We start from the raw sequence: 14,135 nt of genomic DNA, 5'->3' as shown, positions 1-14,135 counted from the left end.
ACATTAACTATAAAAAACGATCAAAAAAATGGAGGTTTATAAGAATGTCGATTACAAAATTATTAGGTATTAAATATCCGATTTTTCAAGGTGGTATGGCTCAAATCGCTGTTTCTCCTCTAGTAGGTGCTGTTTCTAATGCGGGAGGGCTAGGCATTATCGGTTCAGGCGGATTTACTCCTGATCGTCTTCGTGACGAGATTCGTAAGGCAAAAGAAAGCACCAATAAACCCTTCGCTGTAAATTTGATGTTGATGATGAACAATATCCCTGAACTTATTCAAGTCATTATAGAAGAAAATGTGAAAATTGTAACCACTGGTGCAGGTACGCCTGCTCCATACATGAAGACTCTCAAAGAAAATGGCATTATCGTAATTCCGGTAGTTCCTTCTGTAAAAATCGCTAAGAAAATGGAAGCATTAGGTGTTGATGCGATTGTTGCTGAGGGAACAGAAGCAGGCGGACATGTTGGTGAAACAACGACGATGGCTCTGCTGCCTCAAGTAGTTAGTGCGGTTTCCATTCCGGTTATTGGAGCCGGCGGGATTGCGGATGGCCGTGGGGTCGCAGCTGCCTTTGCGCTCGGAGCACAGGGCGTTCAGGTTGGAACCCGGTTCCTGGCTACAGTGGAATGCCCTACTCACGAGAACTTCAAACAAGCAGTAATTACCGCAGATGATACGAGCACAACGGTTACTGGCCGCAGCCTGGGTGGACCTGTTAGAAGTATTAAGAATAGTATGATTGCTGAATTCCTTAGACTTGAAAATGAAAAGGCTTCTCGTGAAGAGTTAGAGAAATTAAGTTTGGGATCTTTGCGCAGAGCTGTATTCGAAGGAGATACGGATACTGGCTCTGTAATGGCAGGACAAATTTGTGGGATGGTTAATGAGATTACCACGGTTGAAGAGATGATTACCACTATGTTTGAAGAGGCTCAAGAAATCCTTGAGAAGCTGGGGAAATTATCAGTTGTTGGCGCATAATTAAAGTGTAATGTATATTAGCCAAGTGGTATCATTTACGTAATGATATCATTTGGCTTTTTTTCTAAATATGGAATAAGCGTTAATACAACTGTATAGGACTGATAAATTTGACGAAAAGAAATAAAAAATCAGGTAAACGTACGATAGACGAAATTATTGGAGAATTGCCTTCTACTTTATTTGTCACCGATCCAAACGGAAATATATTAATTTCCAATGAATTTACCGCTTTAACCATTGGAGTTCAATTAGAAGATCTGCTAAAGGCCAACGTCCAGGATTTGGTGAAGGCAGGCTATTATGGTCATTCCATTACGATGGAAGCCATTCAAAGTAAACAAAAAGTATCTAAGAATATCATTACGTCAAGAGGGTTTCATATATTCTCGACAGCTATTCCTATTTTGGATAAGGATGGGGAGGTGCAGCTGATAGTCACCACTTCAAATGAATTCAAACAGGAACACACCTATTATGAGGCTAATGTATCTGTAACCCAGCAAATCAACAAGCAATTAGGAGAAGCTGCAGCGGGAAAAGGGAAAGGTATTGTTGCCGAAAGTTTGGCAATGAAACAAATTATTAAAGTCTGCAACCAAATAGCATCCTACGACAGTAAAGTATTAATATATGGTGAATCCGGTACGGGTAAAGAGGTTATAGCGAAATATATTCATCTAAAGAGTGAAAAGTGGAAGGGTCCCTTCATTGCGATTAACTGCGCAGCTATTGCTCCGGCTGGATTTGAACATGAATTGTTTGGATACGAAAAAGGAGTCTTTGAAGGGCAGGCGGAAGTGAAGACGGGCATGATCGAAATTGCCAATGACGGGGTTCTATTTCTGGATGAAATTGCTGATTTGCCGCTCGAGATGCAAGCCAAATTATTGCGGGTTCTTGAGAATCAGGAATTGAGACGAGTCGGCGGCATCACTAATATACCGATCAATTGTCGTGTTATATCAGCTACTAGTCGGGATCTGTGGAGTATGGTAAAGAAAGGGCTGTTCCGGGAAGATTTATATTATCGGATTAATGTGATCCCGATTCATATTCCTCCGCTTCGCAACCGCAAACTAGACCTTGTAGGATTAATCTCCAGTTTTATAGCCAGCTTCAATCAAATGTACGGTAAGAAATATGTCTTAAGTGCTGAAGAGTTTGATAAGATGCTTAGTCAGCCTTGGCATGGGAATGCGAGAGAGTTAAGGAATTATATCGAAAGACTTGTGGTTACGGAATACATGGGAATTAGCCAACAGGAAGAGGATAATGTTGCGGATTGGTATTCAATAGACCACTTCATAGAAAAGAATAAACATCAGCTGTCTACTCTGAAAGACTTCACTGCAGTAGCAGAGGGGCGTTATATAAAAAAAGTACTGAAAGATTGTTATGGGAACGGAACAGAAGCGGCCAAGAAATTAAGTGTGGACAGATCGGTTATTTACAGAAAGCTAAAGAAAATGGAAGAAGTGCTGGCCCCCAAAACCTTATAACTGGGCAAGCTGTCCTGAATGGAACGTTATTAAAGCTTGATTCTGGTAGGGGATTTGAATAAACTGAAGCCTGCCATAAATTAATTCACGGGCTTCAAGTGGCTAATTCTCGTTATTCTTCTTTATACTTATCGTATAAATCCTGTCTGTTTCACCACATCACAATGTTTGTTCAGGATCTGTGAGAGGCCTATGTCAGCGACAAGGGCCTCTTTATTTATGAATAATAGCTAAATAGTAAAAACATTAATGTATATAATCAGATACAATTTGTATATTATAATTTACAAAATGAATTACATCATATACAATAAATCAAGGAGATGATGCACTTGAGTGAACTGGTTAACCGCGTCCGTGAACTGCGGGCCAGGGACAGATTGTCCCAGCAAGAGCTGGCACAGCGAATCGGAGCCTCCCGCCAGACGATCGCATTGATCGAAAGGGGCGATTATTCCCCCTCAGTGGTGCTGGCTCTGAAGATTGCTGCAGCCTTTAAAGTGCAGGTTGAGGATATATTTTCCATTCGAGAAGAGGAGCGTGAGCAATGATGGACAGCACAAACAAACCACTCAAAACCAAAAAAGCATTGTGGCTGATTCTATGGGCATTTATTGGAGGGATGATCGGCTACATCTTTGCCTCGGGTGCAATTACTGTTCCGGAGAATGCCGACTTCAGCTTTTCGCTTGTTTACGAATATGATCTTATGTTCGCCTTGTTGGCGCTGATTGTGCTTGTTCTGCTGGTCTGGAATGTGATTGGCCTCAGCCAGTTGAACGCCATGCACGATGAAGACCAGCATTCAGATGAGCCGATGAGTCCGAAGGAGAAGCTGCTTGGTACAATCCTCAAGGTCAGCTCGTATAACACTATTGTCACCCTGCTATGGCTGGTGCTTGCTTTTGCCCATGCCCTGGGAGCGGGCAGTCCGAGGGAGACCATGCAAACTTACATGCTGGTGAACATGATCAGCGGCTGCGTCACGATGTTTATGGCCATTTTTCTTCAGCACCGCACGCTTGTGATCTACAACGAGGTCTATCCGGATCGGACGCTGAATCTGAAATCCAACAGTGGGAAAGAAGCGGCACGTGAGCTGTTTGCCAAAATGGACGAGGGAGAGCAGTGGACGGTATACCGGTCTGCCTATTCTGCTTATCAGATTACCAACGTGATGTTAATCGCAGGCATTGTGCTGTTTACGCTGTACTCCCTGCTGTTCGGCTTCACACCGCTGCCCATTGTCGTCCTGGGCATCATTCTGCTGGTGCAGCAAACGGTCTATTACCGTGAGGTGGCCAAGGCGTATAAATGAAATTAATGAGTCCGAATCCATAAAATTCCGTAATAACCGCTATACCTATTATTTTAATGGAAATGGAGTGAAGTGAATGAATTTGTCAATGTTGCGTAGCGGTCCCGCTTTTTGGACGAGGACAGTGCTTGCCGCTACCCTGATTCTGACTACGATGGCCCCGATGGTGCATGCGTCTGCCGTTTCCCCAGCGTCTCCTCCTCCGGCATCTGCTACCGGGCAAGCCAAGCCGCTGACGACAGAGAATGCTGCGGCGTTCCTCAAGCAATTCTTCAGTATGAAAGAAGTGAAAGCGCAGCTTGCCGGTGCGGTTGTCATCGTGGTCAAGGATGGCAAGACGGTGATTGAAGAAGGTTTCGGCTATGCGGACAAGGCCGGTAAAACGGAGGTAGACCCTGATGAAACGGTCTTCCGCATGGCCTCGGTATCCAAAACCTTCACCGCCGCTGCCGCTATGCAGCTGGTAGAGCAAGGGAAAATTGATCTGAAAGCGGATTTTCAGACCTATACAGGACCGATTGAATTCGAGAATCCCTTCGGGGTTCCGGTAACGGTGGAGGATCTGCTGACCCATACCACTGGGTTCCGGATTCAGGACCCCCAGCCGGAAGATATCAATGATGATTTCGGGACAAAGGTATCGATTGAGGATTATGTGCTGCAGCACATGCCGCCGGTTGTCCGAGAGCCGGGCACTTCTTACATGTATGACAACTTCGCTTCGCTGTTGCTCGGTCTGGTAGTGGAGAAGGCCAGTCACGAATCCTATGAGGATTATATGGAGAAGCATGTATTTGCACCGCTGAATATGGATAAAAGCGGCTTCCTGCTGGAAGGCAAGCTGAAGGAAGATCTCGCTACGGCCTATGATGCCGCAGGCAAGGCGCTTGACTTGTATACAGTAACTCCAACCGTCATGCCGCATGGAGGCATGCTGTCCACCGCCGATGATATCGGCAAGTTCATGACTGCTTTGCTGAATGGGGGCGTGGCGGGAAATAACCGCATTCTGGCTGAAAGTACAGTAGATTCCATGAAGGAATATCGCTCCTCCATCCACCCGTTGTTGCCGAATACCACCTACGGCTTTGAAGCGCCCATGCAGCTTCCCGGTGCCGGCAGCAGCTCCAAGATTATCACCAAGGCAGGCGATTTAATCGGCTTCAGCTCTTATATGTTCCTGATTCCGGAGCAGAATACCGGGGTTTTCATTGCCTATAATCAGCAAAGCGTGCTGCGGGAGCTGTTTTACCCGGCGTTTATCCAGGCGTTTTTCCCGCAATATGCCGCACCAGCGAAGCTGGGAACCTTCCAGCCGCTGAGCGTCGAAGCCCTGGATGCGTTCACCGGTTACTATGCGGATCTCCGTCTCAAGAGCTTGGTCTCCACGGTTGCTGTAAAAGATGGTGCGCTTAGCATTAGCGATGCATTGCTGGGCACCCGCCAGCTGCGTCAGGTGGACGATAATTTGTTCATTGATGAGCTTACCAAGAAATTTACTGGCTTTGAAATGACTTCGGGCGGGCAAGGCGCCTATCTGAAAGAACCGTACCTCAATCCTTACAGCTATGAGCAAAAAGGGCCGGATGGTGTCGGTTATGCCGATGTCACCCCGAGCCATCCGTATGCGGCCCCGGTTATGATGCTGCAGTCGCTGGGATATCTGCCGAATGATGCGGCGCTCAGCTTTCAGCCTGAGGCGGGAACTACGCGTGCCGAGTATGTGCGGCTGATGCTGGAGAGCAGCAATATAAAAGAGAGCAAGACAGAGAAGCTGGCATTCCCTGATCTGCAGGGTCATCCTGATGCCGCTTATGTACAGATGGCCGTTGAACTCGGAATGGTTCAAGGAACGCCAGGCGGAGAGTTCCAGCCTGACCGGGTCATTTCCCGCCAGGAGGCGGCGGTAATGGTGTGGAAACTGCTCAGCGCACAGTACCCGGATGAGCTGTTCAAAGATGTGAAGCTGGCCGGCAAAACGGATAAATGGGCGGTTCCGGCGGTGAGGATGGCCGTGGCTTTGGGACTGTACGGACCTGACATCAAGGCTGATGCCAAGGGGGCTGTTGATTTCAAGTCCAGTGATGCGCTGAGCAAAAAGGAGAATGCTGCAATTCTGTATGCTCTGTTCACGAATCCGATCAATCAGATCGTTGCCGGACTGACGGAGAAGTCCGGGGAAGCGGGCAACTGAGAGGGCGGACAGCGACAGGAGTTCATATATCTAGTTCAATAGATACGAGTGGGAGCGTCGTAGTTTTGTTAATAAGACTCCTTATGAAATAGAAAAGAACGGGAGATTGCGCCCGATGAATCTATTGGGCTGTAATACAAAAAGCAGAGCCTGCAGACATTGTCCGCAGGGCTCTGTTCTTCAAGGATTTGGGAGGACGGTCTAACAGCCTTCCTCTTCTTATTTCTTCACTCCACCCTCGGCATGGAGCTTGGCGATTAGCTTATCGCCCTCGACATCGAGGTTCGGAAGCAGACGGTCCAGCCATTTTGGAAGCCACCAGGCTTTGTCTCCAAAGACTGCCATTACGGCCGGAACGAGCGTCATACGGATGATGAAGGCATCGATCAGGATACCGAAGGCCAGCGCGAAGCCGATCTGCTTAATCATCGCGTCAGGTGCGAAGATAAAGCCGGCGAAGACGGAAACCATGATTATGCCCGCTGCAAGCACTACGCGGCTGGCGAGATCATAGCCGTGAACGACGCTGTCGTTGCCACGGCGTCCGTGGACGTATGCCTCGCGCATGGAGCTGACCAGGAACACCTGATAGTCCATCGCCAGCCCGTACAGAATGCCGGTGACCAGAATCGGCATGAAGCTGAGCAGCGGACCTCCCGTGTCAAAACCGAACAGGGAGTGCAGCCATCCCCACTGGTACACGGCTGTGGTAAGGCCGAAGGTGGCGAGGACGCTGAGAATAAAGCCAACTGTCGCTTTGATCGGAACGATGACTGATCTGAAAACGAGCAGCAGGATGATTAGCGACAGAATTACGATGATGCCAATATATATTGGGAAAGCATCGGAAAGCTTGGAGGACATATCAATATTAATGGCGGTGAAGCCGGTCACGCCAAGCTTAACATCATTCCCGGATGCGAGGCCGGAAGCGGGATCGCGCAGATCCTGCACCAGATCTCTTGTCACTGTATCTGTCGGGCCGGTTTTTGGAATTAGACTGATAATGGCGATATCTCCGGTCGCATTGACACCCATTGGGGACACCAGCGTGACGTTATCATGCATTTGCAGCTCCTGAACCAGCTTGCCCAGGGTCTGCATAGAAATCTTGCCGGACGGGTTGTTCGGCTGGGCCACCAGCAGCAGCGGTCCGTTGAAGCCTTCGCCGAAGCCCTTGGAGATAATGTCATAGCTCTGGCGTGCCGGGGTGTCCAGGTTCGCCGAAGCACCGGACGGAATACCCAGCTCCATTTTTGTTACCGGGATCGCCGCTGTTCCAAGACCCAGAACGACCAGAATAATGATGATCCAGCGGTATTTCACGGTAGCGTTCGCCCAGCGGTGTGAGAACCCGTGGCGGGCTTTGTTAACGGAAGCAACGTTCTTGGAGCGGGCCTTAGCGGTGCAGATCCGTTCACCGACCAGACCCAGCAGCGCAGGCAGCAGGGTCAGCGCCAGCAGGACGTTGATCAGAACGCTGACAGCGGCCACCAGAGCCATGGTCGACAGGAAGCCAATGCCGATGACCAGCATGCCGCATAGGGCGATGATAACGGTCAGTCCGGCGAAAAATACGGCGCTGCCGGCGGTACCTAATGCCCGGCTTGCTGCTTCGCCGGCGCTTAATTTCTCATCGAGAATCAACCGTCGCTGCCGGTTGACGATGAACAGCGAGTAGTCGATGCCGACAGCCAGACCGATCATAACGGCCAGAATCGGCGTGATATCGTTCATCTGGATGATACTTGAGAGGGCAAACGCTCCGCCGACGCTGATCCCGACGCCAAGGAGTGCGGTGATCAGCGGCAACCCTGCGGCAACGACCGAGCCAAGCGTAGTAAACAGCACAATCGCTGCGACGACAACTCCTACCGCTTCCGTCGATCCGATGGATGGAATACTCTTCAGGGAATCGCTCGGAATGGCTGTGATGCCAGAGCCTGCCTGCTCGACTTCGGTCACGGTGCTGATGATGTTATCCGGTACGGAAGATGGCAGCGACGTCTGCTGAACAGTGAATTGAAACTGGAACAAGGCGATGCTGCCGTCGGCGGATAACATGACGCCGGGAACCGGAACACCGTCAGCCAACAGCGGCCCGTAAGGAGCTGCCTGAGCTGCAGCCGCCGCTTGACCCGTTGCGGCCGAAGGATCTGCAGTGGCAGATTGACCACCGGCAGCGGCTTGACCCGCAGCGTCAGTCTGACCCGCAGCGGCCGACGGGTCTGCAGTGGCAGATTGACCAGCGGCAGCGGCTTGTCCCGCAGCGTCAGTCTGACCCGTAGCTGCTGATGGATCTACAGCTGTAGCTTGTCCCGCAGCAGCGGCGGCTTGGGCGGCCAGCTCGGCCGGGTTGATGATATAGTCCATGCTGTAGACATCATTGATAGCCTTCAGAATCATCGCTGTCCGTTCCGGCGTGTCCAGCCGTTCTCCGTCAGGTGCGGTGAAGGCAACACTCGCTTGGCCGCCGGCAGCAGCAGGAAGCTCTTCAGCCAGCATATCCAGCACTTTTTGCGATTCCGTGCCTTCAATTTTCATTTCGGAGCTGGACTGGATGCCATTGACGCCTAGCAGGGCGCCTACAACACCGAGAATAAGAATCCAGGCTGTAAGGAAATACCATGGTTTGGAATAAGCCGATTTTCCCAATCGGTACAGAAATGTTGACATGAAATGGTTTCTCCTTTTTATCTCTGGTTTAGAAGCCGTTGCGTAAATAAGCAAACATGGAATTCAAATATTGATCAAACGACATAGCACCGGAGTGTTCATCCTGTGCTTCTCCCGGCAGCATTACGTTGAGCCGTCCGTCCAGAATCGGCACGAACGCTCCGTAGACAGCACCGGCAAGAAGATGGGTATATCCGTCAGCGTAACGTCCATGAGAGAACTGCTCGAGCGTCTGCTGTGCAGCGATCTGCAAACGGCGGAATACGCTGAGGATATAAGGCTCCAGCGACGGATACCGATTCGCAAGTGATACGAACTGGCGTAATTGATACAGAAACTCGGAAGTAAACTGCAGCTTGAGCAAGTTGTACAAGGCATCCAGCGGTGTTGCATCCGGAGGCAGGCCTGTTAACAGTATGTTCTTGTCCTCTTTTGAAATGTTGCCCATAAAATACTCTGCTACCGCCTCCTCTTTGCACGAGAAGTAATTGGCAAAGGTCCGCCGGGAGTAACCGGCCTTCTGGACAACATCATCGACAATGAAGCCGTCCATACCCAGCTCAAGCGCAAGCTCGAAGGCGGATTGGGATAAGGCATAAGCTGTGGCTTCCTTCTTTTTATCGCGCAGTGTCGGCTTGGGGTTCAAGTTCCAAGCGACCTCCTTTCTTGAGCACAGAGGATGCTCTGCTCTCTATTTGCTATTTCTATATTATTGCCCAAAGAGCAAAATTGCACAATGGGCAATTTTCGCTGCCGGGTTCTCTCGTGAATGACCAGAGCATTTATGTAACAGGCAATGATTATGCTGACGGCAGCAATTACGGGTTAAGTGACAACATGATTAGCATAAATGGCTCAACCGAAGAGCAGTTTAGGGCAGCACTGCGCCTACTGGAGTTGTCCAACAGCTATTTGCTGCAGTTGCCGGATGATGCAGACCATTAATACGGTCAATTATGCGGCTGTGTGGAACAACAATATATGTAATTATGGGCATGCGAAAGATAACTTTCGCATGCTTTTTGTTGTCTAAAGGGCTGCCCAAAAGGGCAGATCCTGTGTGCCCCTTTGGACGATGGCAGAAGGTCTCCCGGTCTGTAAGATAAAGACATAGAGAAAAACATCTATATAGATTGAACTAAAGAATAACATAGGGGAAAAGGAATGGAGGAAAATTTTGGAACTGTAGGAGCGGTAGCGACCGCCTTTGTCTCCGGATTTCAACCGCGAACAGCGGTACAATTGAAAGAAATTCTTACGACAACAGCGGCCGGAAGTCCAAACATTTTACGCAATGACGTCCTTACTCCATGTAAAGATCTTAAGTTCAATTTATATAGCACAGAGGAGACGATACTGAAATGGCAAAATTATTATACCGGCTGGGGTTTTGGTCGGCGAAGAACCGGATAAAAGTCCTGTTGGGAAGCATCACACTTTTGGTGGCAGCAGCTATTGTGGCACTGTCGATGGGCATCCATTTTGGTGAGGAAACTTCCATTCCCGGACTTGCCTCGCAAAAAACATTGGAGGTTATGGAGAAGGAATTTCCAAACCCGCAGGGTGACCTCGGGAAAACCCAATTGGTGCTGAAGGCTCCCGGCAATGAAACGTTATCCTCTGAAGCAGCGCAGCAGCTAATTGCAGAGAAGCTCAAGGAAGTGGCAGCGGATCAGGAGGTAGCTTCGGTTGTAAGTCCATATGATAACCATTCATTGAATGCGGACAGCAGCATTGGTTATGCCACAATTACGTATAAAGTGCCAGGTGATGAAGTTACAGAGGCATCGAAGGATTCAGTTACCGAGATTGCAGAAGGCCTGCGGGATGCCGGCTGGCAGGCCGAATTGATCGGCGACGGCTACGTAAAGATGGCAACCAGCAGTCCGGCCGAAGCACTCGGGGTATTGGTGGCCTTGGTAATTCTTGCGGTTGCTCTTGGTTCTATCCTTACCGGCGCTTTACCGATCTTAACGGCGGCTTTAGGCCTTGGCTTTGGCATTATGCTGATTATCATCGGAACGAGTATATTGGACATTCCGTCGTTTGCTTTATCGCTGGCCGGTATGCTTGGACTGGCTGTCGGCATCGATTATGCATTATTCATTATCGCCAGATACCGCCAGCAGCTTGCTGAAGGCTATGAAAGACGGGAAGCAATCGCCATTGCGAATGGAACAGCCGGGAGTGCAGTGGTGTTTGCTGGAATAACAGTTATTATCGCTCTTCTTGGTTTTTCTTTCGTTGGAGTACCGTTCCTTAGTGCTATGGGCATGGCAGGCGCACTATGTGTATTCACTGCTATATTGATGACGATATTTGTGGTGCCGGCAATACTAGAATTGATGGGAGGTAAAATCAAAGCACCAGTCAAGCGTTCCAAGGGCTCAGAAAGCAAGCAGAAGCCGGCAGGCCGCGGGAATTTGTGGGGAAGATTTGTTACCGGGCAGCCTTTAGTGGCTGTAGTGCTGGGTGTAGCGCTGCTGGCAACCATTGCTCTGCCATTCTTCCACATGGAGACGGGCCTTGGGAATGACGGACATAAATCACCGGATAAAACCGAGCGCCGGGCCTACGACCTCCTAAGTGAAGCCTACGGTGAAGGGTATCATGGACCGTTAGTACTATTGGCAGAAACAGATGGCGGGGAAGCGGCTGCCGCCAATCTTAATAAAGTGATTGAAGAGGTGAAGACCTACCCCAACGTCGTTATGGTAAACCCGCCGGTGACTGGACCCTCCGGAAAAGTGTCGCTGATTACCGTCATGCCTGCAACGGGACCCAATGATTCAGAAACCTTAGACCTTGTCCATCTGATTCGTGATAAGGCTTCGGAAATTGAGCAGCAGGATCATGTCAAAATTGGGGTAACCGGCAGTACTGCTGTCAATATTGATATCACTCAGAAGTTGAATCAGGCCTTGCCTAAATTTTGCCTGATCATTGTTGGCTTGGCCTTTGTACTGCTAATGCTGGTGTTCCGTTCGATTCTGGTTCCGATCAAGGCAGTGCTCGGCTTCATTCTGTCGCTCGGTGCGACCTTGGGATTTGTCACCTATGTTGTTCAGGATGGTCATTTCCAAAAGCTGTTTGGATTCTATGCGGAAGCGCCGGTGTTCAATTTCCTGCCGATCATTGTAGTTGGTGTTCTGTTCGGCCTGGCGATGGACTACGAAGTGTTTCTGGTCAGCCGGATGCGTGAGGAGTTCAAGAAAAGTGGAGATGCCAAGAAGTCCGTTCTTGCCGGTATGCACCACAGTGGCGGAGTCGTAACCGCAGCCGGACTTATCATGGTTGCCGTCTTTACCGGATTCATTCTGGCAGAGGAGCCTATGGTCAAGGTCATGGGACTGGCGCTCGCCTTTGGTGTTCTGTTTGATGCCTTTGTAGTCCGGATGCTGATTGTTCCTGGTCTTATGACCTTACTTGGAAAGTCAGCCTGGTATTTTCCAAAGTGGCTGGACCGGCTGCTTCCTAATCTGGATGTAGAAGGTGAGGAAGTCATGAAGGAAATAGAACAGAAACAGCTGAAATTTGTGAAGGAAGCTAATATCAGATTCTTGGCTGAACCCTTAGAATAAGCTGGCTTAAGGAGCGGTAGCCGTTGATTAGTACAATATTCAATGACTGCCGCATTGTTATCCATAAATCGTTAAGAAACTGGGGGAGGTTGCAGTGAGGATAGGCGTTATTGGGGCAAGGTACGTGGAATTGGTGTACGGTGCAGTAATTCATTGGCAAAGAGGTGTTGCTCCATGACCCGCCTTTCAGTGGTCGCACCTGTCTATAACGAAGAGGGGAATATTTACGATCTTTACTTAAGCATCACGAATGCATTGAAAGAGAAAATAGAAAGCTATGAAATTGTGCTGGTAAATGATGGCAGCAGAGATCGAAGTGCTGTCCTGCTGAATGAAATCGCCCAGATGGATGAGGCCGTAAAGGTCATTCATTTTGAAAAAAACTATGGGCAAACGGCTGCGATCTGGGCCGGAATCAAGAACTCTACAGGTGAGTTAATTGCCCTTATGGATGCAGACCTCCAGACAGATCCCCGGGATATCTTCAGACTGATGCCTTTCATTGAGAGGATCGATTTTGTGAATGGAAAACGGGTGGATCGCAAAGAACCCATGCTTAAGAAAATATCTTCGCGGCTCGGAAATAGAATCCGTAATTGGATTACAGGAGAAGCGATTGATGATACGGGCTGTCCTATGAAACTCTTCACGCGGGAGGTAGCCGACAGCTTTCATTTATACAATGGAATGCACCGTTTTCTGCCGACACTCGCAAAGATGAATGGATTCTCTGTCCTTGAAGTCACGGTAACCCATCAGAGAAGGAAACACGGCGTATCTAAATATGGGATTTTGAAGGAGGGGTGCACAGGTTTCATGGATGCCATGGTCATCGGCTGGCTCAAAAAGAGAGGGATTATGTACCATGTTAAAGGAGGAAATTAAGATGAAATTACACAATAAAGTAGCGGTTGTTACGGGTGCAGCGTCAGGGGTAGGCCGGGCGATAGCGGAATTGTATGCCAAGGAAGGTGCCATGGTTGTGGTGGCCGATCTTAACGGGGATGCAGTTTCTGAGGTTGTAGACGGCATTAATCTGGCCGGAGGGACAGCCGTGGGCATCGTTGCCAATGTGACGAAGGAAGAGGAAGTGCAAGCGATACTGGAGAAGGCGGTGATAACCTTCGGGAGTGTGGACATTCTCGTGAATAATGCAGGGATTATGGACGGCTTCCGGCTGATCGAAACGTTGGAGGATGAGCTGTGGGAACGGGTTCTTGCGGTCAATTTGACCGGCCCGATGCGAACGATCCGCAAAGCAGTGCCGCTGATGCTCAAGAAAGGCGCAGGTGTGATCATCAATATCGCCTCAACCGCGGGCATTTCCGGGGGTAAGGGTGGCGTCGCCTATACGTCTGCCAAACATGGTCTGGTAGGTCTGACCAAGAATGTTGGCTATATGTATGCCAAATCCGGCATCCGCTGCAATGCCATTGCACCCGGCGGTGTCCGCACCAATATAGCCAATACTCTGGGACAAATCGATATGGACGGTATGCAGGTATTCAGAGAAGGTGCCGGAACTCAGCGCAGTGAGGCGGTTGAGCCTATAGAAATTGCGACCGTTGCCCTTTTCCTTGCCTCCGAGGATTCCAAGTTTGTCAACGGAACTGTGATTGCTGCAGATGGTGGCTGGACGGCGTACTAAACCATAGGCACGCTAAATGAATATTCGTAAGCAAAAGCTTAAGAGGCATTGATGGAGATTTCCATACAATGTCTCTTTGTGTGTTATAAGGAGTTCAGCCATACTGCCCAAAAGGGCAGATATCATTTGCCCTTTTGGACGGTGTGGAAATTCTTACAACATTATAGAATTAAAAGAAGTGGAAAATTATAAAGTTAGGGATGCTTTTACATGTATTAATTAGAGGA

Annotated in this window: 11 protein-coding genes; 9 read left to right on the top strand and 2 right to left on the bottom strand. The window is 49.2% G+C overall.

The features are described 5' to 3' along the window. The first annotated feature begins 44 nt into the window (after nucleotides 1-44). The 5 genes from ACAN56_RS06255 to ACAN56_RS06235 all read left to right on the top strand — a co-directional run bounded on the left by ACAN56_RS06255 (nucleotide 45) and on the right by ACAN56_RS06235 (nucleotide 6,003). Entirely contained in the window at nucleotides 45-989 is a 945-nt protein-coding gene (locus ACAN56_RS06255) for a DUF561 domain-containing protein (protein ID WP_379141275.1), read from the top strand. Between the two features lie 110 nt (nucleotides 990-1,099). After that, nucleotides 1,100-2,491, top strand: coding sequence for a sigma-54 interaction domain-containing protein (locus ACAN56_RS06250; RefSeq protein WP_379141273.1), 1,392 nt, complete (start codon nucleotides 1,100-1,102; stop codon nucleotides 2,489-2,491). Nucleotides 2,492-2,823: 332 nt separating this feature from the next. Beyond that, nucleotides 2,824-3,042 carry a helix-turn-helix transcriptional regulator gene (locus ACAN56_RS06245; protein WP_379141271.1) on the top strand — a complete coding sequence of 73 codons (219 nt, stop codon included), beginning with the start codon at nucleotides 2,824-2,826 and terminating at the stop codon, nucleotides 3,040-3,042. Continuing rightward, entirely contained in the window at nucleotides 3,039-3,809 is a 771-nt protein-coding gene (locus tag ACAN56_RS06240; RefSeq protein WP_379141269.1) for a DUF3169 family protein, read from the top strand. The genes ACAN56_RS06245 and ACAN56_RS06240 overlap by 4 nt, the downstream gene beginning before the upstream one ends. A gap of 76 nt (nucleotides 3,810-3,885) precedes the next feature. Further along, on the top strand, nucleotides 3,886-6,003 hold the full coding sequence (locus ACAN56_RS06235) for a serine hydrolase domain-containing protein (protein WP_379141267.1): 2,118 nt from the start codon (nucleotides 3,886-3,888) through the stop codon (nucleotides 6,001-6,003). A 219-nt stretch (nucleotides 6,004-6,222) separates the two neighbouring features. Here ACAN56_RS06235 and ACAN56_RS06230 read toward each other — a convergent pair whose 3' ends face one another. Both ACAN56_RS06230 and ACAN56_RS06225 read right to left on the bottom strand, forming a co-directional pair. After that, nucleotides 6,223-8,679 (bottom strand): MMPL family transporter, encoded by a 2,457-nt coding sequence (locus ACAN56_RS06230; protein ID WP_379141265.1) that lies wholly within the window; start codon nucleotides 8,677-8,679, stop codon nucleotides 6,223-6,225. A 28-nt stretch (nucleotides 8,680-8,707) separates the two neighbouring features. Beyond that, nucleotides 8,708-9,325 (bottom strand): TetR/AcrR family transcriptional regulator, encoded by a 618-nt coding sequence (locus ACAN56_RS06225; protein ID WP_379141262.1) that lies wholly within the window; start codon nucleotides 9,323-9,325, stop codon nucleotides 8,708-8,710. A 20-nt stretch (nucleotides 9,326-9,345) separates the two neighbouring features. Here ACAN56_RS06225 and ACAN56_RS06220 point away from each other — a divergent pair, with 20 nt between their 5' ends. The 4 genes from ACAN56_RS06220 to ACAN56_RS06205 all read left to right on the top strand — a co-directional run bounded on the left by ACAN56_RS06220 (nucleotide 9,346) and on the right by ACAN56_RS06205 (nucleotide 13,908). Further along, complete coding sequence (locus ACAN56_RS06220; RefSeq protein ID WP_379141259.1) at nucleotides 9,346-9,624, top strand: hypothetical protein; 279 nt, start codon at nucleotides 9,346-9,348, stop codon at nucleotides 9,622-9,624. A gap of 416 nt (nucleotides 9,625-10,040) precedes the next feature. Beyond that, complete coding sequence (locus ACAN56_RS06215; RefSeq protein WP_379141257.1) at nucleotides 10,041-12,260, top strand: MMPL family transporter; 2,220 nt, start codon at nucleotides 10,041-10,043, stop codon at nucleotides 12,258-12,260. Between the two features lie 174 nt (nucleotides 12,261-12,434). After that, nucleotides 12,435-13,145, top strand: coding sequence for a glycosyltransferase family 2 protein (locus ACAN56_RS06210; protein WP_379141255.1), 711 nt, complete (start codon nucleotides 12,435-12,437; stop codon nucleotides 13,143-13,145). A gap of 1 nt (nucleotide 13,146) precedes the next feature. Further along, nucleotides 13,147-13,908, top strand: coding sequence for an SDR family oxidoreductase (locus ACAN56_RS06205; protein WP_379141253.1), 762 nt, complete (start codon nucleotides 13,147-13,149; stop codon nucleotides 13,906-13,908). The last annotated feature ends 227 nt before the right edge of the window (nucleotides 13,909-14,135 follow it).

It is taken from the genome of Paenibacillus paludis, assembly GCF_042610515.1.
GTDB lineage: Bacteria > Bacillota > Bacilli > Paenibacillales > Paenibacillaceae > Paenibacillus_AQ.
This window is presented reverse-complemented; position numbering and strand designations above follow the sequence as displayed.

Excerpts from the sequence above, each read along its gene's own strand:
- ACAN56_RS06215 (WP_379141257.1), top strand. The coding sequence starts at position 10,041 with ATGGCAAAATTATTATACCGGCTGGGGTTTTGGTCGGCGAAGAACCGG.
- ACAN56_RS06205 (WP_379141253.1), top strand. The coding sequence starts at position 13,147 with ATGAAATTACACAATAAAGTAGCGGTTGTTACGGGTGCAGCGTCAGGG.
- ACAN56_RS06255 (WP_379141275.1), top strand. The coding sequence starts at position 45 with ATGTCGATTACAAAATTATTAGGTATTAAATATCCGATTTTTCAAGGT.
- ACAN56_RS06230 (WP_379141265.1), bottom strand. The coding sequence starts at position 8,679 with ATGTCAACATTTCTGTACCGATTGGGAAAATCGGCTTATTCCAAACCA.
- ACAN56_RS06210 (WP_379141255.1), top strand. The coding sequence starts at position 12,435 with ATGACCCGCCTTTCAGTGGTCGCACCTGTCTATAACGAAGAGGGGAAT.
- ACAN56_RS06235 (WP_379141267.1), top strand. The coding sequence starts at position 3,886 with ATGAATTTGTCAATGTTGCGTAGCGGTCCCGCTTTTTGGACGAGGACA.
- ACAN56_RS06240 (WP_379141269.1), top strand. The coding sequence starts at position 3,039 with ATGATGGACAGCACAAACAAACCACTCAAAACCAAAAAAGCATTGTGG.